Annotated in this window: 24 protein-coding genes and 2 tRNA genes; 2 read left to right on the forward strand and 24 right to left on the reverse strand. The window is 31.9% G+C overall.

Annotated elements, in window-relative coordinates; all coding sequences use genetic code 11:
- Nucleotides 1–107: 107 nt before the first annotated feature.
- From GOQ24_RS10260 to GOQ24_RS10315, 12 genes are all read right to left on the reverse strand, one after another.
- The gene (locus tag GOQ24_RS10260) at nt 108–2,504 is read right to left on the reverse strand and encodes a hypothetical protein (protein ID WP_160339623.1); all 2,397 of its coding nucleotides are present in this window, start codon (nt 2,502–2,504) and stop codon (nt 108–110) included.
- Between the two features lie 2 nt (nt 2,505–2,506).
- Complete coding sequence (locus GOQ24_RS10265; RefSeq protein ID WP_160339624.1) at nt 2,507–4,741, reverse strand: hypothetical protein; 2,235 nt, start codon at nt 4,739–4,741, stop codon at nt 2,507–2,509.
- A 44-nt stretch (nt 4,742–4,785) separates the two neighbouring features.
- Nucleotides 4,786–5,136: a hypothetical protein gene (locus tag GOQ24_RS10270; RefSeq protein WP_160339625.1), complete on the reverse strand. Its 351-nt coding sequence runs from the start codon at nt 5,134–5,136 to the stop codon at nt 4,786–4,788.
- 1 nt (nt 5,137) lies between these two features.
- Entirely contained in the window at nt 5,138–5,725 is a 588-nt protein-coding gene (locus GOQ24_RS10275; protein ID WP_160339626.1) for a co-chaperone GroES, read from the reverse strand.
- Between the two features lie 101 nt (nt 5,726–5,826).
- The gene (locus GOQ24_RS10280; RefSeq protein ID WP_160339627.1) at nt 5,827–6,279 is read right to left on the reverse strand and encodes a hypothetical protein; all 453 of its coding nucleotides are present in this window, start codon (nt 6,277–6,279) and stop codon (nt 5,827–5,829) included.
- Complete coding sequence (locus GOQ24_RS10285; RefSeq protein WP_160339629.1) at nt 6,276–6,800, reverse strand: glycoside hydrolase family 73 protein; 525 nt, start codon at nt 6,798–6,800, stop codon at nt 6,276–6,278. Before GOQ24_RS10285 ends, GOQ24_RS10280 begins: the two co-directional genes overlap by 4 nt.
- Nucleotides 6,801–6,803: 3 nt before the next feature.
- Complete coding sequence (locus GOQ24_RS10290; RefSeq protein ID WP_160339631.1) at nt 6,804–7,247, reverse strand: holin; 444 nt, start codon at nt 7,245–7,247, stop codon at nt 6,804–6,806.
- Between the two features lie 14 nt (nt 7,248–7,261).
- Nucleotides 7,262–11,128, reverse strand: a complete 3,867-nt coding sequence (locus GOQ24_RS16540; RefSeq protein WP_160339633.1) for a collagen-like protein — start codon at nt 11,126–11,128, stop codon at nt 7,262–7,264.
- Nucleotides 11,128–12,174: a hypothetical protein gene (locus tag GOQ24_RS10300; protein WP_160339634.1), complete on the reverse strand. Its 1,047-nt coding sequence runs from the start codon at nt 12,172–12,174 to the stop codon at nt 11,128–11,130. The genes GOQ24_RS16540 and GOQ24_RS10300 overlap by 1 nt, the downstream gene beginning before the upstream one ends.
- The gene (locus GOQ24_RS10305; RefSeq protein WP_160339635.1) at nt 12,159–12,365 is read right to left on the reverse strand and encodes a hypothetical protein; all 207 of its coding nucleotides are present in this window, start codon (nt 12,363–12,365) and stop codon (nt 12,159–12,161) included. Before GOQ24_RS10305 ends, GOQ24_RS10300 begins: the two co-directional genes overlap by 16 nt.
- The gene (locus GOQ24_RS10310; RefSeq protein ID WP_160339636.1) at nt 12,365–13,543 is read right to left on the reverse strand and encodes a hypothetical protein; all 1,179 of its coding nucleotides are present in this window, start codon (nt 13,541–13,543) and stop codon (nt 12,365–12,367) included. Before GOQ24_RS10310 ends, GOQ24_RS10305 begins: the two co-directional genes overlap by 1 nt.
- A gap of 2 nt (nt 13,544–13,545) precedes the next feature.
- Nucleotides 13,546–14,415 (reverse strand): hypothetical protein, encoded by an 870-nt coding sequence (locus GOQ24_RS10315; protein ID WP_160339637.1) that lies wholly within the window; start codon nt 14,413–14,415, stop codon nt 13,546–13,548.
- A gap of 89 nt (nt 14,416–14,504) precedes the next feature.
- On the opposite strand from GOQ24_RS10315, the gene GOQ24_RS10320 reads away from it, so the two are divergent.
- A complete protein-coding gene (locus GOQ24_RS10320; RefSeq protein ID WP_160339638.1) occupies nt 14,505–15,089 on the forward strand; it encodes a hypothetical protein in 585 nt (194 codons plus the stop codon).
- Nucleotides 15,090–15,517: 428 nt separating this feature from the next.
- Here the strand turns inward: GOQ24_RS10320 and GOQ24_RS10325 are convergent, their stop codons facing one another.
- The 12 genes from GOQ24_RS10325 to GOQ24_RS16500 form a co-directional block, all read right to left on the reverse strand.
- Nucleotides 15,518–15,775, reverse strand: coding sequence for a chaperonin (locus tag GOQ24_RS10325; protein ID WP_160339639.1), 258 nt, complete (start codon nt 15,773–15,775; stop codon nt 15,518–15,520).
- Nucleotides 15,776–15,778: 3 nt separating this feature from the next.
- Nucleotides 15,779–16,906, reverse strand: coding sequence for a 3'-5' exoribonuclease domain-containing protein (locus tag GOQ24_RS10330; protein ID WP_160339640.1), 1,128 nt, complete (start codon nt 16,904–16,906; stop codon nt 15,779–15,781).
- A 15-nt stretch (nt 16,907–16,921) separates the two neighbouring features.
- Nucleotides 16,922–17,119 carry a hypothetical protein gene (locus tag GOQ24_RS10335; protein WP_160339641.1) on the reverse strand — a complete coding sequence of 66 codons (198 nt, stop codon included), beginning with the start codon at nt 17,117–17,119 and terminating at the stop codon, nt 16,922–16,924.
- A 70-nt stretch (nt 17,120–17,189) separates the two neighbouring features.
- On the reverse strand, nt 17,190–17,399 hold the full coding sequence (locus GOQ24_RS10340; RefSeq protein WP_160339643.1) for a hypothetical protein: 210 nt from the start codon (nt 17,397–17,399) through the stop codon (nt 17,190–17,192).
- A 7-nt stretch (nt 17,400–17,406) separates the two neighbouring features.
- The gene (locus GOQ24_RS16495; protein ID WP_166520739.1) at nt 17,407–17,580 is read right to left on the reverse strand and encodes a hypothetical protein; all 174 of its coding nucleotides are present in this window, start codon (nt 17,578–17,580) and stop codon (nt 17,407–17,409) included.
- Between the two features lie 2 nt (nt 17,581–17,582).
- Nucleotides 17,583–17,903 (reverse strand): hypothetical protein, encoded by a 321-nt coding sequence (locus GOQ24_RS10345; protein ID WP_160339644.1) that lies wholly within the window; start codon nt 17,901–17,903, stop codon nt 17,583–17,585.
- Nucleotides 17,903–18,085 carry a hypothetical protein gene (locus tag GOQ24_RS10350; protein ID WP_160339645.1) on the reverse strand — a complete coding sequence of 61 codons (183 nt, stop codon included), beginning with the start codon at nt 18,083–18,085 and terminating at the stop codon, nt 17,903–17,905. The genes GOQ24_RS10345 and GOQ24_RS10350 overlap by 1 nt, the downstream gene beginning before the upstream one ends.
- Before the next feature lie 208 nt (nt 18,086–18,293).
- A tRNA-Asn gene (locus GOQ24_RS10355) sits at nt 18,294–18,366 on the reverse strand.
- A 42-nt stretch (nt 18,367–18,408) separates the two neighbouring features.
- Nucleotides 18,409–18,481 (reverse strand) — tRNA-Asp (locus tag GOQ24_RS10360).
- A gap of 88 nt (nt 18,482–18,569) precedes the next feature.
- Nucleotides 18,570–18,875 carry a hypothetical protein gene (locus GOQ24_RS10365; protein ID WP_160339646.1) on the reverse strand — a complete coding sequence of 102 codons (306 nt, stop codon included), beginning with the start codon at nt 18,873–18,875 and terminating at the stop codon, nt 18,570–18,572.
- A 245-nt stretch (nt 18,876–19,120) separates the two neighbouring features.
- Entirely contained in the window at nt 19,121–19,429 is a 309-nt protein-coding gene (locus GOQ24_RS10370) for a hypothetical protein (RefSeq protein WP_160339647.1), read from the reverse strand.
- A gap of 543 nt (nt 19,430–19,972) precedes the next feature.
- Nucleotides 19,973–20,125: a hypothetical protein gene (locus GOQ24_RS16500; RefSeq protein ID WP_166520740.1), complete on the reverse strand. Its 153-nt coding sequence runs from the start codon at nt 20,123–20,125 to the stop codon at nt 19,973–19,975.
- Nucleotides 20,126–21,042: 917 nt separating this feature from the next.
- Between GOQ24_RS16500 and GOQ24_RS10375 the strand changes: the two genes are divergently transcribed.
- Nucleotides 21,043–21,258, forward strand: coding sequence for a helix-turn-helix domain-containing protein (locus tag GOQ24_RS10375; protein ID WP_160339648.1), 216 nt, complete (start codon nt 21,043–21,045; stop codon nt 21,256–21,258).
- Nucleotides 21,259–21,483: the final 225 nt, after the last annotated feature.

Raw genomic sequence — 21,483 nt, forward strand, 5'->3', positions numbered from 1 at the left:
CTTCTATACTCATATTAAAAAACTTAATAGACTTTACTTATCAATCGAATCAAAGATAATAAATAAAATCTATTACATAACAAGCTAACTATAAAATTATTTTATAGTTAATATTCATCTTCCAACCATTTAGAATCCTCAAAATCAATAGGACCTGTATTATTGTGTCGTTGTTGTATTAACTCACTTTGTTGTGAAGCTTGTTTTTTTGTTCTATCATCCTTTCGGTTTTCTTTATAAGCTTCAAGGTTTTCTTTTCCTTTAGCAGCTATCTGCGCTAGATATACATCTTGCTGAAATTTCTTGTCTTCTTTAGGACTATTTATTTGATTAAGTCCTTCTTGTTCCATAAGTCTAATTTGAGACAATTGACTTTCAAATTGTAAGTCAATCTGCTTTTTAAATTGATAAGCCTCTGTTTCAGATTGTACTTTTGCTTGAGCAGCCATTGCATCATTTTGAGATTTTATTTGCAACATTCTCTCATTTTCCTCAGCCTTAATCTGCATGTTTTTCCTACGACGATAAGCAAGATATTGTTTAGCTAGTTTAGGGTTTGTTTTAAAGATATTCATTGATTCAGTTTTTTCCTCTACTGATATTAAACCTTCTTGTAAGGCAATTCCTAAATCTTCTTTAAACTCCTGCATAGCTTCTGCTGATGAGTATATATTAAATGTGAAACCAAATTCATGTAAATGCCTATTCTTTAGGATAGATAGATGATCATTTAAGTGTTTTGAAATTATATTGTTATATAATTTTCTAACCTTATGAGCTTCTGAATAATTATAAATACTTTGAATACGTGTAGATATTAGTTCAGATAGTTTAGTTCTGAATCTAATCCAAGTATCTACTATATTTTTAGTTGCTTTATTTCCAGCTAGTCTGTTCATTTCAGATACCCCTACTAAAGCATTACTTGGTAAAGAACCATCAACTGCAGGGTTAATACCAGTATTCTCACGTATCAAATTGTAGTCATTTGCCCAACTATTTAATAGAATAGTAATCGCTTGGCCTTGTTGGAATGGATGAGCTGATACAGCATTACCTTCTTTTATTCCTCCATCATCTCCCATATTAATACGCTTTTTCAAAGCTATCCCCTTAGCTTGAAACAAATCAAGTGCTTCTTCCCAAGCTTCTCTTTTAGTTCCTCCTAAAGTAGGTAACTCAGCAAGTAAATCAATATCTAATTCTATAACATCAGGCTTTAATTCTGATAACAGATGCTTAATTTTTAAAGCTGTAAGTTGCATACCATCCGCTATTACTTCTATCTCATCTGTAAAAGCATGTAAAGTATTATTTTGAATATCTAATGCGTGAGTTAAGAATGGAGACATAGCCTTATTCATTATATCATCATATAAGTTTTCACATTCTCTCCATCCATATATGTACTCTGAACCAATAACATAGTTACCTTCAAACCACGTATCAAACGTATTAGACAACTCTCCAGTATCACTCCTATCTGGAGCAACAAACTGATCAGATCGTTTTGATAATTTAACTACTTCTCCTTTGCGTATCTTCTGTTTGTACTTAATTTCTTTGATAGTCTTCCATGCAAATCGAAGCACATCTACCTTGTGTGCAACTAACCTATCATAATTATAAGTATAGTCTTGTCCTTCTTCCCATCTAAAATTATAACAGCCAGCTATTTTTTTTGCATCCTCAATCTCAATATTACTCTCTCTAATTAAATCATCTATTGTTATAGTTTCAACAACCCCTTCGTAGAACTTGTCATCAAAATTATTCTTCTTTACAAGAGAATGTATATAGTTTGCTGGATCAATGTATTTTAATTTTACACCATCATTTTTATCAATATAAACACGTGATATCATTATCCCACAATTGACCAGATCGGCTCTTAAATCTGCATCTACTTGAGCCCAGTCATTTGTTTTTAAAATCCAATCTATAAGCAGTTCTTCTGCTATCTCAATTTTTGGTCTGTCTTTTATAGCAGTAAACAATTCAAGTTCTTCTTCATCTTCAGGGACAAATGAATCAGGCATTAAGTCAATACCTAATTCTTTCACAGCACCTTGCAATAAACTTCTACTAGACATATATTTTCTATACCCATTCATTTTCTCTTCTTTGAGTTTAAGAGTTATTTTGTCTGTAGATCGTATATCTAACATGTAGTTTTCAGGAGACATCCCATTAATTACTATGTTACAAAACTTCCTTGCTATATTAATGTATCTAAAGTCAATGTTTAGATACTTCAAATCGCCTTTACTTTTCGATAGAAGTTTCTTGAATTGAGTTACATCTTTCTCGCCCCTAACAAACTTTCGCTTATTAGTTATATAACTTCTTCGAGTTATAAATTCACACTTACTCCCATTGTGTATTACTCCTCCATTAAACCATTGTGAAGAAATAAACTTAGCTATATCAAGTCCATATCCATTTGATTTTTTAATATCAAATGGAGCAAAAGGATCTATTTGTTTTAATATTTTGTCATTCATAATTATATCGCTTGAGAAAATTCTCCTGTGTTATCGTATGTTTGAAATGGATTTGACAATAATGGTTTTTCTTCTTCCTCTAGTTTTACTTTCACCCTTCTTTGATTTGCTAGTAAGGATAAAGAAGAAGATATATAAGCATCGTATTTTGTTCGATTAAGAGGATCTACATCTTTCCATTGAGTAATTGTCCGTGAGAATGGCATATTTCCCATATCTCCAATTGGACGATTTGAATTATCTCTAGCAACTCCTAAATGGTCCTCAATGAATGCTTCTACAGCGTAGAATTGTTGATCTCCTATTTTACTATCTTGAGGAGGCACACCTCCATACTCTTTTTCTGTATGACTTAACTCATCCCATTTTTTAAATGGATTGTTTAACACAAAGTGACGATAACCTCTGTCTTTGACGTACTGTAGAAACTTCTCATTTGAAAGTTCAGGAAGGAATGGCATAGAGAAATAAACATGAGACATAATAACATCTTCAAAGAAATACTCAACTTTCTTAGCTCTATCTATATATTCTAAGATAAAAGTATTGTTAGGGAAGTGTGTATTGTATTTTGTTGATATATGAATTGAACCACGAGAACCTCTACCATCTACAGTTCTACTACGGTTATAAGGGTCTACTCCTCCTGCTCCCATATTTGCGTTTCTTGGCGCAAATGCTGTAACCCCACGAATAGTTTTTTTATCTTTTTTGTTCCGAATTTCAATTGGTGGGTGACAATCTCTTCTTATCCAAAATCTCCCATGTACTGGATCAGGTTTCCATATTACCTCAGTATCTTGGACTCCATCTTTCCAAATAAAGTTTCCTCTTTCTATGTCATTGTTTAACATAGTTATTGGGTCTTCATCTAATTCTTCAGAATTATGCTCTAACTGTTCCGTTATATTAACTAGGTTAAATGCACAATCATCTGTTTCATCACGAAAAGCATCTGCTGGAGTTTCTGGAAACTGACGTTTAAATTCATATAGTTTCTCTGGATCATCTTTTAAAGATTCCGCTTCTTGTTTTAAAAACGTATCTGCTCCAATTGATACTTTCTTCCCAAGGTCATTAACTATAGGTTCAGCAGGGTCTTCTACAATTGAAAAACCATACTCATCAAAGAAACCTTCAAGACAATATTTAGCAGCAATAAATATCCTGTATAGCCCTGATTTCGTTTGTCCATTCTTATTTCGATTAAGAACATTACTATCTTCCCATATTTTTTTAAAACCAGCTCCTCCTTTTTTCATTGCGTTTACGGTAGAAACTACCATTGACTTACCAACGATATTACTACCAAGACGGTGAGCTGTCTTTACTATCTGCCAATACTCATCGAATGGCACTTCCTTGGGGTACTTACCACTCTCATCCAGAAGAGAACGGAATATCTCCTCCCCATCCATCGCATTCATTTCTGTATTATGCCATGATATAGAAGTATCTAATCCTTGCCCCTCTTCTACTATTTCTCCTTGTTTACGTTTCTTAGTTTGTTCTGTAAATACAAGTTCAGTTTTTGGAGTATTGGTACCATCTGTTTCTGGTTTAAAGAAAGGAGGATAACGTTTAAAGGCACGTACTAATCGATTGAATATCTTTTTAGCATCATTACCTTTTTTGGAAATCATCCCAAGTATTTTATTTTCATGAATAGAACCACTTTCAAGCATTTCGTTATTGCCTAATGCTGAAGCTCCGAAACGTCTATTCTTAACATATTGCATTCCATAAGAACGTTCATCTGCTTTACATGCTTCCCAGAAGAGCATAAGTTCATTTTGGATAATACGAAGTGAAGGGTATTTTGAGCCCTCTCGAAACCATTGTAGGAAGTGCCAATATGTACCTGTCATATATACTGGTTTTCCATTGAGATAAATCCATACCCCCTCTTCACGATACTTAAATTGACGTTCTACAAATTCAGAGAACTTTGTGTCCCAACAATTATCAGCAGTCATTCCTTTGGGCAATTCTTCTCTTACCCACTTCTGATGCTTTATCTGTTTATCATGGTTCAGTATTTCTTTTTTATCAGGCATTTGAGGTAACCCAATAGGTATTCCATATACTTCATAGATTTCTCCTAAAGTACCATCCTTAGATATGATTACAATATCTAAAACAGCATTATATCCATATTCCCAAGACTTGTTTTTATTCTTAGCAATACGGATTTTATCATCTACCCTATCCTCTACTTTTTTACCTAAGTAATACATCCTATATCAGTTAATCTTCAATAGGCTATTTATTATCTTGACAATTATTTTTTAGTATATCTTTTTAAAGGTTGTTTACTAACTTTTGACGTAGTTGTTTCTTCTATAACATCATCTTCTGTCCAAAAATTAGGATCATATAATTCTCTTTCTAAATCATTTATTTTACCTAGTATAGTATCTGCTCTATCTAATGCACTATCTCTTACACTAATAAAAGAATATAATTGTTGTTCAGAGGTTTTTAATATATCTCCGTTTTCATCTTCTAAATCTTTAAATGAGGGTAAAGGCTTAGAAACAGCATCAAAGGTTAAGTCAACCAACTTTTGATACTTTTCTATTAGATTAGGAATTTCCTCTTTTCTCTTTTCTTGTAACTTATTATTATCCATATCACATAACTTTAGTCAGACAATCCTTTACTCTAATCCATAACAGTTCCTTACCTTCAAGAAATACATCTACTCCATAGTTGTCATTGTATTGAATTACATCACCCTTAATTAATTCAGGCAGATTACTATTTATACTTAACACTTTAGCGAATCCCTTTTTAGCTTTTAACTTTGGAGTTTCTATAATGATAAGGCTGGATTTCTTAACTTCTTCTTCCTCCATAATTTTCTCAACAAGTAAATTGTTTTCAAACCCAATCCAGTCACTTCTATCGTTCTCTCTTACAGCAATAATCATATTTGATTGTATCTTATAATAACCTTCATGACCTATTACTTCATTATTCATTCCCTTGCCATGATCATAATTGTTTTGAATAAAAATGGTTATATCAATTAAAGCTTGAAAACCTTTTATATTCTCTCCTTCATAATTTAAAGGCAGTTCTTTTATCTCAACTATTCTTTGAGCAAGTCTCTTTTGTAGAAACCTTTTATCTCCATATAGTTCAAGTCCTCCTTTTGTTTTGAAAGTTTCATTGAAAACAATATCTGTATAAATAATAAAATCGTGTACGGCTATCATAAATAAAATTTATTACAAAGTAATTCAAAGATAAAAATATTTTATATAAAATTCTTTATTTATACAAAACATATATAAAACAAAAGTCTTAATTTATTAGACTAAGACTTTTTCTTAAATATATATACCACAAAGACAATTATTAAAACAGGAACTATAAGACTAAATGAATTAAACTGCTTCCTATCTACATTTTTCAACTTACTTTTCTCTTTCTTGAGAACCTGATTTTTAGTTTTGACATTCTTGTTCGTTTCAACAGAATTAAGATTTTCTTTTTTATTTCCCTCTACCTGACTTTTAGTTTTTATAGATGGATTGTACAATGTAGTATTTCCACCTGGTACTGTCTTAATGGAATCAGCTCTTATCTCTAAATCATGAACCAAATTCGAGTACTCTTCTTTACTCAAGCGCAATTCTTTAATTACAGATTTATCAACTACAGAAGAATTAACCTCCTCTGTAGTTGATTGATTGTCTACTTGTACTTTTCTACTTCCGCAGCTAATTAGTAATATAAATATTAAGACATAAAATAAACGATACATCATAACCTTTTATTTACTGAATTAAAGACTTGCTTCAGAGTATAAGCATAGTTAGGAGCTGTAGCGTAACCAGCCTTTGCCACTTCTTCAAAAAAACGAATAGGCTCATTTTTATATTGTAGTGCAGTTTTGTAACGTGGATTGTCTGACAAGAACTGATAGTACCCTTTGAAACTATCATAAGGAGTTGGATATACACTAAAGTGGTCTTTCACAACATACTTATACTTATCTCCAACTTTTGTCATACTAATAATTTCAGGAAACTTAGCATTTGGAGTATCTAAATACTCTGTAGTTGTAATAAGTTGTTTCTCCATGTTCTTAGCATACTTAATACCAAAGTAGTTATTATGCTTCACAAACTTACCCCAGCCAGTCTCTACTGCCGACACAGTAAGCAGTATTCTAAAATCCATGCCATAAACATCTTCTACAGTCTTTGCGTCTGCATAATGAAGATCTACATATTTTGCAGCATTATCTTCATACTTGTGTAATTCATCAAACGAAATATAAGCCATGATTTACTTCTCTTTTAATTTCTTAATCTCTTCTATTAATTCTCTATTCTCCTGTACAAACTTTATTAACTCAGCTGGATTCCTTTTTAAAGCATATCTAAACTTTTCATCTGACTTTTCTCGTACTGACTTCCATTCTGTATACACAAGTACAATTGCTCCGAAAACAGACATTAGAGGTAATGCTGTAATATTAAAATAAGCGAATAATGGATTAAGCACATCAAGGAATAACATAAAAAACATGAATGCCAAATACTCTACCACCTTCTCAGACGTTTTCCGTAAGCCATAAGAATGCGTGTAAACACCTTCTTTTTTTGACTTCTTAATTCCAAAATGCAAATCAATACCTACACTAAATATCACCATTAACCATGCGATAAATACTAACAACAGCTGAAGAAGTATTGAGTCAAAATCTCTATCTAAAATATAATGTACCATACTCTACCAATATTTTAAGGCCAATTAGTATTATGTAATACTACCCAATGATCATTAGCATATATCATAGTCACACATACTCCTTTTCCTCCAAAAATTAATTTAGTTGATGATGAAAGACCATAATAAGAAATAAATCCTTTTCCTGCACCTATCCAAACTTCTAATACTGAATTTGGGTACAAAGCTTTAATAGTAACTTTTTTACCTTCCCACACATATTGTTGTTTTGGCATTTCGACAACAAGTACAGCTGAATTATTATCAAATATAACTGTCTCCTCATCTTGTATATTTCGAGAGTTAGTATATTCTATATGTGTTTTCACACCAAATCCACTTATCACTGCATTCTTTAAAGATATTCCTGTAGGAGGATGCACTTTATCTTCTATAGAGTCATAATACATATCTATACCAACTATATCAATGTACCCAAAATCTCTTTTTACTTTATCCTCAGGTAAGTTTCGAGTTTTTGTACTTAACGGATAATCATCTATTTTTACAGCATACATATGTTCATCCTTAACATACTGATGATTACGTATACCTCCCCCTCTATATGAAGAAGGCCCTACAATAACACCTTGATTATACATATTAAAAAGATATTTATCGCCTAATTCCCAATGTCCTATTTGCCCTGAATTTGCATAAACATAACCACTTTCTGTAACATAGTATCTAAGATATCTATCAGCTTCTGACTCGGGAATATTAGCGTCTTCACCTACATAGAATACAATATCTTCTCCCCATTCCTCATAATATTCTCCTTCCCCACCTGAAAAAATATTTTTACCACCATTGACGCCAGCATTACTACCTACTTTTAAAAACCCGTCAACAACTCCTGATTTAATATCAATTTCTCCTGAAAATTTACCATTATTGGCGATAATACTTCCATCGGCCTTGACTTGAAAAGGAGCCAAATGCTTCTTATCATGATTCGCACCTGCCCATATAACAGTATCAGTATTTGAAGAAAAACCTTCGCCTGTCAATCCTGCTACTATATCTCTATTGTTGTTAGACACTCCTAATACCCCTGTAGTAATAGTACCTCCTATTATTTCCGTTTGCTGAAGCGGAGCGAGCGCACTTCCAAAGTCTTCGTAACTTGGAGAATATGGTGTAGCTACATCCGATTGTTCTAATTTTATCCTTAGTCCGTATTCATTTGCGTTATTCCAAAAGTTAAACCTTACGTATTTAGCTGATGCAGGAATAGTTAGTTTTTTAGGTTGGTATATACCTTGCCCTTTATCATTATCAAATGTTTGTTTACTTATAAACGCTTTTGAAGCGTTATAATAAAAAATATCAATAGAGGAACTATCTCCACCATTTACAGCTCCTATTGCAAAATAACCAACGTAGTAAGGTTTTGTAGGAATAACCTCTTGATAATCTAAATAAGCTACAAAGTCAGTACCATTATTAATCTCTTTTCCATTAGTATCTATATATTTATCTTCATTAAGATGTTTTATAGATAATAGATTCACTCCTTTAATATCTTCCCCATTTGCTCCATCCTGCCCACGTATCCCACTAATTCTTGTAGCTGTTTTCCAAGCAGTTGGAGCTGTAGCAGGCGGAGTAACTTCTCCTGTACGCATCCATAAATATTCCTTATCTGTAATTGTAGGTTGATTAGTTGACCACCCTGTTGTAGGAGCAGTAGTAAATGAACTATTCTTAGCAAATTGTACTACTACATATTTACCATCTTTTCCGTTCGTTCCATTTACACCATCCTTTCCGTTATCTCCTTTAGAACCTTTCTCACCGTCTTTCCCGTTCGTTCCATCTTTTCCTGCAGGACCAATTGGACCACTAATTCTAACAGCATTAGACCAAGATGTAGGTGCTGTAGCCGGAGGTACTACATCTCCTATCCTTTGCCATAAATATTCTGTAGCAGATATTGTCGGAGGTGTAGCCATCCAACCTGTAGTAGGAGCAGAAGTCAAAGATGTATTTTTAGCGAAATTGTAAATAGAAAACTTCCCTGCTTTACCATCAACGCCGTCCTTTCCGTTCTTTCCGTCCTTTCCATCTGCACCACGATTACCTGTTATTCTCATTGCTGCACTCCAAGCTGTCGGAGCTGTAGCAGGAGGTTTCACTTCACCTGTACGCATCCAAATGTATTCGCTATCTGAAGAAGTTGGTATTGCATTTGCCCAACCCGAAGTAGGCGCAACAGTTAAAGAAGTATTCTTTGCATACTGCTGAACTTGATACTTTCCATCCTTACCATTTGCCCCGTTAGCTCCTTTTTCTCCATTAGCCCCGTCTTTCCCATCTAATCCTGCTATTCTTATATTAGCACTCCAAGCCCCATTACCCTTCTTTTGACGATAATAAACATCAGAAGATGTCGCAGGATAATGCCAATTAGTTTTACCATCAACACTATATTCGATGTAGATTTCTTGGTCTTGCATTTGAGACTCTATGTCTTCTGGAGCTTCTGTGAAGTCAGTATCTATTATACCTCTTTCCACCTTTATATTTTTATACTCTACAATAGAATTAAAATAATAACCACCCTCTGGGTCAGTAGACCATCTATGATTATAAATTTGAAATGTCCAAAGATTCACAGTATCGGTTATCTCCAATATATGCTTAACTTTATACCACTCCATATCTTTAGGGTTCTCTACTCCTGGATAAATATATTGGTAAGTAGTTAATGTACCTGCTTTATTAAAACCTAATCTAAGTGAGCTTTCTAATTTTTCACTTTTCGCTAATTGTCCACGAACCATATAAGATATAACAACTTTATCCCCCTTATTAAAAGTAATATCTTTACGTTCATTAAATATACGAACATTACTGTGAGCTGAGTTTTTAAAAGAAAAACTATAAGGTGCTACATAAGTGTGATCCTTAACCTGATTAGCTAATAGAAACAAATTCCTTCCCCCTACTTGCACAGAGTCAACCCCTTCTTTAACCTTCTGGTCGATAGTGTCTAAAGCTGGAGAACCATCTTCAAATATTACCTTACCTTTGAAAGTACCACCATTAATATCTATATTCTCACCTTTGATATTCTTGATTGTACCATTAGTAGCGTTTAGATTTTCTACTGTTAAGTTAGTTGCATTTACATTCTTGATATTTCCACTTGTTGCGTTTATCTCTCCTGTAAACTTTCCACTTGTCGCTTCAATATGACCTTTAATATCAGCATCTTTTGCTGTTATCTTTCCATTAACTCCATCTATGATTAAGTTAGGATTATCTACATTAGGCAATTGGCTAATTAGTTTATTGTCTTTAAAGATAAAACCTGCTAAGTTGGCGTTCTCAGCTATAATATAACTCAAAGCTAAATGCTCTAATGAATTTAATTGTACAAACTCATTAGATGGATTTACACCTGCTTTAACTTCGTTATATCCATCGCGTAATCGCCACCAACTATCAGTAGCACGATGGTAGATGTAATCCATTACACTATCATTGTTGTAATAAGTATCACCTTGTTTCCACTCTCTCTGAACGGGTATTTGACCTCTTTTACCTACATCTCCTGGTTTACCATCTGTAACCTTAGTAAGAGATATTGTATCTTGATACAAGTCTCCTTTTGAATCTTTTACCTCTACACGATAGGTATCAACTACATCTATCTCAGCGTTTTTAATTGTGATTTGCTGAGCAGTAGAAATTTGCTTATTGGTAGATAACTTAATCCAAGAATATCCTACTGCATCAAAATTTTGAGCTATCGCTTTTAATGTAATATTTGCAGGACTGTTTCCTTGAAACTGTGTACCCGTAGCTAATATCCTAACAGACTTTACTTTTTGTTTTAAAGTAATTGTCCTCTTACCTCTTATTACATCCCCCATTATTTCTCCTCTGCTTCAAATAAAATATTAATTTCATCCAATCCTAATGTTTCAATATCTGAATACTTAACAGCGTAAGTAGGTCCTGTTGTTTGTGTTCCTACTAATGAACCATCAGGTTTAATTTTCTGATATTTAAAAACAAATTCTCCTGGCACAACATTGGTTGTTCCTCTATAAACTATACTTGGTTTATAGATAACTTGTTGTCCAGGTTGTAGGTCAAATTCATTTCCTGTAACATTATATTGCATCTCTGTAGGGTCTGTTTCATCTCTTACAGGCAGCATAGCATTTTTTACAAGTTTACCATCCTCAAATATTTCTACTATATAAGTATCGAATGACTGTACATCTTTTGCAGTCAAAACTAAAGTTTGGTTTGTTTTACCTGGTAACAACATTCTACTATCTTTAATTGGATCATTTGCCAAGTCAAGCGATTCATCTAATGTTGCTTTGTGCCATTGATATGTCAAACCTGTAGTTACCTCAATTCCCCCTTTTTCAAGAACAGCCTTCAGTGTTACTTCTGGATATTGTGTTGTAATTGTTGCACCTCTACCATTGGCATCTACTATATATGCAGTATATGTATTTGCTGTTATGTTTTCACGAGAAACGTTAATACTTGCACTAATTGCTGTTGTAAAACCACCTGTATAAGCATTGCCTCTGAACTCTATAGAACTTGTTGTTTCTATATTATCCATAATATCAGCCTTAATCTTTAAAGCAGGGACCTGCGTTGAACCGATATTATATAGTGTTTTCTGAAATCTCTTATCATCTTCTTTAATTACATTTCCATTAAATAACCACTCTGTTGCATTTAGTTGTGCTGTTGACAATGGAGAATTACTTAATGATGTTAAGACTTGAGCATAAACTATTCTATTGTTATTATCAAGTGCCCAACTTCCTATAACTGCTCCGTTCTGATACTTTGCAACAAGAGGTCTATCTGAAATAAGCATTGTGGTTAATGTATCTCCTTTCTTTGAAAGTTTGATTGTTCTTTTACCTCTTACTAAATCTTGTGCCATTCCTCTATAGTTTTTAATGCTTCCGCAGGTTTAATGTTTTCAAAATCAAAATCTACTTTGTTATTTTCTTCCCATATTGTAAGTATGTCTTTTTTAAAAATAACTTCCGTACCATTTGTAGGAAAAAAAGAATTCTCTTTAATGATCCCTTTCTCTACTGCTATTTGTTTATTAATCTTTATATAATTCATTACAACAATTCTTCTATTACGTAATCAATTTCTTTATCAGTTTCACTTAGAATTTTGATGTCGTTTATATCAATGTTGATATTAAACCCTTGATACTTAAACTTTCCATCAGGCTGTTTTAACCATTTGACATTAAAGTATTTTTCAGGCTCTTTTATAATACCAAAATTTGCATTTATAGTCATTTCAACTTGAACTGTTTTTGATTCAGGGTATACAGAGTCTGGAGATAGAATAATTGGAATATACTCTGGGTATTGTTTTATTAACAAATAATCTCCTTTCCATACTTTGGAAGGTTTTTTTACTGGTCGATAACCAACAGGTAATTTAGTTTCTGTTGTGATACTGCTTACTCTTTCATTATAAATCTCATTGTATTTATCTTGAGTAATCTCTCCTTTATTAAATTTATCTGTCGCATCTTTTACTTGAGAATCATTATTGATTGTGTCTTGTATTAAGTCTAACAAGTCAATTGTACAATCAACTACTTCACATTTTATATTCGTACCCACCTTAGTAATTTTACTAATTGGTACAAATAGTTTTTCTGTTTTACTTCCTGTAAAGCCATTAGAGTCCGTAATTTCCTTGCCATCCAAAAACCAATAATAAGCAGCAGGAACCTTATTTGTTTCTTCAAATAATTCGGCGAGACATAATAAACCCTTGCTATTTTCAATTGGATTTAGCTTATTTCCAACAGGTGTATTGGTATCAAGTATTAAGGGTGTTTTAGCAACTGGGATTGTAAGCAAATCGAAGCTTTCTTGAAAGTTAACTACACGTTTAGATTTTGGTTCTAAATATTTAGCAGTAAAAACAATGGTACTCGCTTCAGTATCTAATAAGTTTTTATATACAGTAAGCATCCCTTTTTCCTTATCCTTACCAATTTTAAATTCTTTATCAGTTTGAGTTATTTCAAGTAGTCTATTACCTCTACTAATTTTCCAAACTACATCTGAAAGATTTTCATTAACTAACCCATTAATGTAATTATGAGGATCATTTACACCACACTCAACTTTTATAACATAAGGATCTATACGACGATCAGGTTGAAAATTCTGCGTGTTTGTATTGTAGCTTTGTCGATTACTACCATTTAATACTTTTGTATTTTGAAAAGCATTTAATGGTTTGTAGTCAATCTTTATTTTTAGTGTATTCATTACTAACCAATTGTAGTTTTTGCAATTAACTTTTGGTTATTTTCTATAATAGCTTGACAAATAAATGTAATTGGATGTTCGTATATATTTTGTGTAAAATCTTTGGCTGTTAAATAAATCTCTCTTTCTGTTTTATCTAAAGACCAAATATGGTCACTATCTTGATCCTCTTTTGTTTTCCCACTCTCTCTAAACCATTGCCAACTTGCGACCTTATCAGTTATATCATCGAAGTATCTATCGACATATGCTGTAAGAGTAGTACTCATATCCATAGCATCAATGGATTCTCCAGCTGAACTATCAATAAATAACTTGTATTTATTCTCTCCAAGTATATCATCAATATCTGATTCAGAAACACGGATATCTAATGCACCACTTACCCAAAAACATTTGTCTCGTTTATTGTATCTAAACTTAATAGTCTCATTCGGTCTTAAGTAGTAATCATTATCAGTATATATTCGTAAAGGAATTTTGGCATCTTTAAAATTGTTTACAATAGTCATGTAATCAGTTCTTGAATTTCGAATTGCTATTTCATAACCATCCTTAATAGTATCGCTTATAGTTACACCATATAGACCATTCATTACTCCATTAACGAAATTATTTTGACCAACAACAATGACATTCAATCGATTTTCAGATATATCTAAAAACCTATCTTTTAAGTCTGTTTCAGACCACTGATATGTTTCTTTATGAAAGAATTGCTCTTTCATCTCCTCTGCTGTAAAATCAACAATACCACCCAAACTAAAGTTAGATGTTTTCAAAGCACTGTCTGAGTTACTCCCCAAGACAATATCGTCCTTAGAAACAAACTCCTTAACCTTGTACTGTTCTGTATTGTTTATTTTAGCCATAAGTAAAAACTATACTTTTATCCAAAGATAATAAGTTTTATTTATTATTTATATATTTGTTATATATTTTAAATGCTTTACATAAAATAATGACTAAAAAAAAGGATGAGTTGTTAGGTGTAATACCTCAACACGCAAAAGAAAGAATGCTAAAGGATAAAACAAAAGTCACTGAAACATTTTATAAGGGGAACAAAAAAGAAGCGTATAACAGATTGCAATTCGCTCGAATATATAAGGGATATGATTTCCTGGAGAATTTTGCTTTTGTAAAAGCATACATCATGAAGAAGTACGAAATGGACAGAATACAACTACTAGAGATATTATTGTATCTAGTACCCAAAAACTTCTTTACTTTAAAAGACTTTGCTGATGTAAGAACACTCACTTACACATACAAAAAAATAGATATTCTAGTTAACAAAGGATATGTTGCAATTGCATCTACAGGAAGAGCTAAATCAGATCACTTATATACTTGCACAGCTAAAGCAAGACAAATAGTACAAGAAACTTACGAAATGCTTTCTAGAGAAATACCTATACCAGAGGACAACGTGCTTGACACAGACATCAAGACTGACAAACTTAAATCAAAAATAATCAAGGAATTGAATAAAAAAACAAAACCCAAAACAGTTGCGCTGCTCTGGGCTCGTAAATCTTTATAATTAACTAAAAATTAATTGATTTTTAAACTATTTTTCTTTTTTGTAACTTTGTAAATATTGTAACGAAAAAAAGCCGAAGGTTGCAGCTCGGCTCGGTACTATGTGCCCAATAAGTTTATGAGGGTATATTAAATATCATAAACGGCAAAATAAATTAGTATGACAGAGTTAACTACATTTATCTTCGCATTAACAGCATTAGGATCAGTAATTCTATGTCTGTTAGTCGTATGGGCTGTTCTTTACAAGAAATAGCTAAATTGAATTGCGGTGTGCTCAGCACCGCTTTTCTTTTTATATTTATAGTACAAATATACAACTATATTTGAATATACCAAACTGGTGAAAAATATTTTAATAAAACTCAAACCTAAATAGTTCTGAACTACATAAATTAATCTGTTGTTAAATAATAAATTGATCTTGTTTTAATCCATTACAAACTCAATATCATCACTCTCTTTAAGAATCAAACGATCTATTCCTTTATCCACAATAGGGATTCCAATCGAATTTTTAAACTTTCGGATCTTGTCTCCAGGTTTAATGTGTTTTACTTTGTTACCAATTTCAACAACTACGTAATCATTTTCTTGATTATAATTAGTTGGTAGTATAAGCCCAGAAGTTGATTTAACTTCTGTATTGACTTTCTTACATAGTATTCTATCTCCTAGTAGTTGCATACTTTACTTTTTAAAGTTAACTAATCGAATTATTCCTTTTTGAAAATCAACATCTAAATGCCTACTATTAATAGTAATAGAATGTTCAAGAGACAACCTTTTTAGAATATCATCTAATAAATATTTTTGTACTCTATGATTCTTATCAAAATCATGGTCTATGATGTATTCAATACCTATTTTATTATAACCTCTAATCTCTCCTTTTGAAAAATCATCAATTGTTCTTACAGGAGGAACAATTATTTCAGCTCTTGAAAACAAAACTTGAATAGCAAAATCTATAGTTCGTGTAGACTTACCTTTTCTTCTTGTATCATATGTAGTTAAATCATTTTCTATATAAAGGAACTCAAACAGTTTTTTAGTCCATTTAGCATCTTCTAAAGCGTTATGACAATTTTTGTTTTTAGGATAACCTCCATAATCTTCTAAATTTATTGGTGTTGATTTTTGAATATCCTTTTTAAGCTGGTTTACATCTAAAGTAAACTTAGGCATAAACTCAGGTAGGTCTTTCATCTTACCAAATAACCAACATAATACCACATGATCATAATCAGAATAATAACCATATAGTTCCGTATTATCTTTGTATTGATAACATTTACCAAAATGCCCTTCAATATCTTTTGTTATGGTTTTAGGTTTTACGAAAGAAGATAATTCGTTTTTAATTTGAGTATTAGATTTACCATATTTATCTATTAGTTTTTTAAACCACCTCTTGTTTTTAGACCAACTTTTATGTGATTTAAAAACTTCTAATGTAACTAACTTACCATCATGGTACCAATTATCCTTAAAATGAATATCGTGAAACTCACGCATAGATAACTCAAAGAATATAGGTATCAATACATTCTCTCTAATCCAATATTCTTTTACTTTTTTACCTTCAGGATAATGATTTCTCAGATCACCATAAGTAGGTATAACTTTTTCATCATATCGGTTCCATGCCTCATCTAAATTAAAATCTTTAGATATAGCATAATACTCTCTATTATCTTCTGAAACTATTCCTATAGAAATTAAGTCAATTGTAGGTTTTGTTTTACCCATTGGTAATCCAAAAAGTCTTTTGGTTTGCGAGCCTTCTAAGAACTCAGTATCATAAAAATATTTCATAAATTACATTATTAGTTACTTAATTACCTCAGCAAACACACCTTCTTTCCAAAAGCAAATAATACGAGAAGGACTTGTTACAGTATCTTCATCTGGATTATATTGAAGCCTTGGTACATTGGTTACATCTACTTCTTTATTCAATTTTAGGCAATGTATTTTCTTTGCCTTATTAAATTTTCGTTCTATCTTTTTTAATTCCTCTGCATTCATAACATTCTAAAATAAAAAGACTGGCTTACAAGAAACCAGCCTTTAATTAACAACACACTATAATATTAATCTATGAAGTAGCAGCTTTAACAAGCCACATTCCAGCATTCTCTAATTCAGTTTGTGCGACACTACAAAGCCTAACATCTTTACCTTCTGATTTCATCTGTTCAGCAAGGTTGATTAACTCTGCTACTTTTGTTTTAATTAAATGAACAGAATCATCATTACTTGGATTAAAATCTATTCTTACTCTTTGTTCTCCAATTGTCTTTGACATAACAGTTTTATTTATGGTTATTTCTTACTCGTTCGATAATAGTATTGTATTCTTCTATCCATTCAGTAGGTATGGCCATTTCTGCTTTACGATATCGGACAATAGCACAAACTATTTCTGTCAATCGATCATTGTCTAATTCAGATTTGGTACGAATACCTTTTACTTTTAATTCTGTCATACCTACTCTATTTTAAACTTAACATACTCTTGTCCTTTCTTAACTAAAACCTTTGATACAGTTCCCCTATAAATATCCCTATCATCAATACCATACTTCTTACAAAGAATATCTTGAAATGGTTTTATAGGGTTATCCCAATCAGATAATTTGCTTGAGACACCAAATTCAAAAGTGATAGAAAAAGGAGGATTGGGTAACTCTATTTGTTTTGGCAGCATAAGCAAAACTGCCTTTTCGTAAGACTTATATTCTGGAGTCTTGAAACGTTTGCCCTGCCAAGCAGAATTTACTGAAAGAGGTTTGATATTAACTGTAATCATTAATCTAACTTTTTACCTAACCCATCAGAATACACACCTAATTGGTAAGCCTGTATACTCCATCCTTTACTTTTAGTATTGTTTTTAATTTTTTCATATTCGGCAATAGTAATTTTATTTTTCATAACAATTTCTATAATTGTATCGTCAGGGAGCCCCCCTTCTTTAACTTTTTTTGCCATAAAAACAGATTAAATAAAATACCTCAACATTCAGTTTTTTATAAGATACAACTACGAATACCCTCATTATATCTAACGACACACGATCTGAATTCTCAAATATTATACTGCAAACAATATTTAGTAGTATGAAACGAGATTTACTCGGATGCAGCTACTTGCTAACTAACTTTAGCGTTAAGGTATTTTGTATATACATGGAGATTTGCGGAAACAGGAGGATTCGAACCTCCGACCTATACGTTAACAGCGTACTGCTCTACCATCTGAGCTATGTATCCATTTTAAACAACACATTAGATTCACTAATACTATTGTAATCGCAGACTATACGGGGCTCGAACCCGTGACCCCTTGCGTGACAAGCAAGTATTCTAACCACTGAACTAATAGTCTATAAAACAAACCCTTTCTTAATGATATTAACAAAGCCATGGATAAATAATAGAAAGGGTTTGTTTGGTTTTGTTTGTTGTTTTAAAAGCTATACCCCCCTAATCTTATCTCTTATACAGATAAAAACATCTGCATTAACCTTAACAGCAGGGTACACAAAATTAGAAGTAGTATAAATATCTTTTAAAAGTGTGGGGACTTGTAAAAAATGAGTTTTACCTACAACTACATTTGTATAAGCAGAAACAAAAGAATCTACTTCTACCACATCAGTATAAAACACAACCTCTTTATTCTGATTTGAATTTTCGCTCAGGTCTGTGATTGTGGTTTTACAGAATCCCGCAATACTGAAACAAAACAGCATTGTAAAAAGCATTAACAAACGTTTCATGTTTTGCGCAATGGAAAGGATTCGAACCTCTACTAACAGTTTTGGAGACTGACGTGCTACCTCTACACTACCAAAGCGTAAAAAACATTACTCGCCAGCCGTGAAAAAAGGGAATGAAAATAGCCTTAAGATGCCCTTGTACCTGCTATTATAGTACCACGTTGGATTGTCAATTTCCGCAACTACCCTAAGTAGTGACAAGTAATGTTTAATTTTGAAAAGAATATATATACAATACCGAAATATCAATGAACTAAATAATCTGAAACCAATCTGTCATATAATTCGCCTGGCGTTTCAATTAACACCTCATCCCCTTTTTCAACTCGACCAAAGTTCTGAAAGTAACAATAGTGATCAATTTCACTCAAGACTTCCCCTTGACCTTTAAAATGAAAAAGAATTATACTCTTAATCGATTTCAACAAAATTGAATTATCATATACAGGTATCAGTGTTCCATACATCTGAGTAAGGCCGTTTGAAATCAAATAATCTCTTGTCGCCTGTTCTTTCATCGATTCAATTACCGAAATAAAGAGTTCCCTGTTCATTATTCTTATTTTGTTACACGACAAATATATAAACTTTATATAAAACAAAACAAGTATTTATATAAAATTTAAATAAAACTATTTACATAATAAAACTAATCAGGATTTTAAAACCAATAGACAGCTTAATAAAACTAAAAATACACTCATTAAAAACTATTGAAGAAAATAGAAAAGAAAGCCCTTAAATAGATTAAAGGAAAAAATAAAAGCTTTCTTGTAATATGATAGAATGTTTGGGAGGGTATACATGTTTATACGAATGCAGATCCGAAAAAGAAAACGCGTTTAAAAAGGGTATTGGGGTGCGATTTGCAAAACAACTCAAAAACATTTTAGCTTTTTCCAGAAGCTACTAATAACTAATTATCCAGCGTAACTAATTCTAAACACACAGATATACGATAACTGATTTTCAGAATACTAAGACATGTAAAAGTAAAACTTAATCGTAGTATGGTCACAAACAAAACACCTAACAACCTACAAAACAACACTCTAAGGTTTCGATATTTAAAACTTGTCCGACCATTGTCCTACTACTTACAAATTATAACGCTTCTTCCAGTAATCTAAGAGATCATTTAACTCTTGTATCTTCTCTTTATGTTTATGTGGCAATCTATTACTTCTTAGATTATTCTCTTTATATCCCAATAATTTACTTAGCTCCGCTTTGTTTATTAGATTATCCATTTTACATTATTAAGGTTATTTCTTCGGGCATTATAGCCTATATTAAGGCTTTTTCACTTTACCAAAGATACAAAAACAAAAAGCTGTACAAGCGCGTGTTTGTGTTTGCCTTTCTCTATCCTACAATCCTGCTAATACCATTCACACAACTTTCATATGTTCACTCAAACATACTACATACTTATCATTCTGTTTACATATTAATTATACGTAAACATTACTATAATCCATGTAAACACAGCAAAAACAACAACTACAAGTAAATCTTATTAATTTAAATTAAACTATAAAATAATAGTATCACAATATTTTTAAAACACATATTTATATAAATAAAAAGTTATACATTTATACAACATTAAAACAGATACTATAATTCAGTATTTGTCCCCTTAGGGGTGTTCTTTGACTTAATGTATTACTTATTATATATCTTGTTGTGAGAGCTTAAATATACAGCAGCAAATTAGGTCAAATAAGCTACCACTACACAAGCGACAGAAGAAAACAACAAAAAGCCTTTTAATGCAGAACAATCTTACAACATAGTAAAGAAGTTTAAAGGATTAGAAGGAATAAACATCACTTTTGTAAGTTCTTTTATATAGCTTACAGACTTAACACTTGGAGCAATGTATACACAGAAAGACAAAATCAAGCCTATAGTATTAGATAACTACAATACAGCCCGCTGGGCGGAGCAAAAGAAGTCTTAGTACTCTCTCCTTCCGATTATATAAAAAAGTAAAGGATTACAATACAATTTTGACATTCTACTAGAATTGCTAGACAATAATTTTGATTGTAATTTGACCGAGATAAAAAATCCTACTAGACTACCACATCTAGCAGGAAAAATATGTCTGAAATATTTAAACCCCTTTAAATATTTACAGTAACAAAAATAAATAAAATATATGACACTAAAAGAAGATATAGCAGTAACACTAAAAAATAGGAGAAAAGAATTAGGTTTAACACTAGAGGAATTAGCCATATTAATATGGGAGGATAGCTCTAAAAAAAGTCAGATTAGTACCTATGAGAACAATAAAAGAGTAATGGGATTAGATACATTAGAACTATTTTTAAAAGCTCTGCAATTAGATTTAAAACTAATAGTAAAACAATAAAAAAGGCACTTAGTAAATTAAGTGCCTTTTTGTTTTTTATATGTTTTTCATTAACTTTATATCTAAATAATAGCATTGTTTTACGGACAATAGTCGGACAAAAACGAACTTAATTAAACATAAAACATTTATAATTAAGTAGTTATAAAGTAACTATGTGACCACAATGGGATTCGAACCCATACGTCTTGCGACACCACCCCCTCAAGATGGCGAGTCTACCAA

The organism is Myroides sp. LoEW2-1, from assembly GCF_009767705.1.
Classification (GTDB): Bacteria; Bacteroidota; Bacteroidia; order Flavobacteriales; family Flavobacteriaceae; genus Flavobacterium; species Flavobacterium album_A.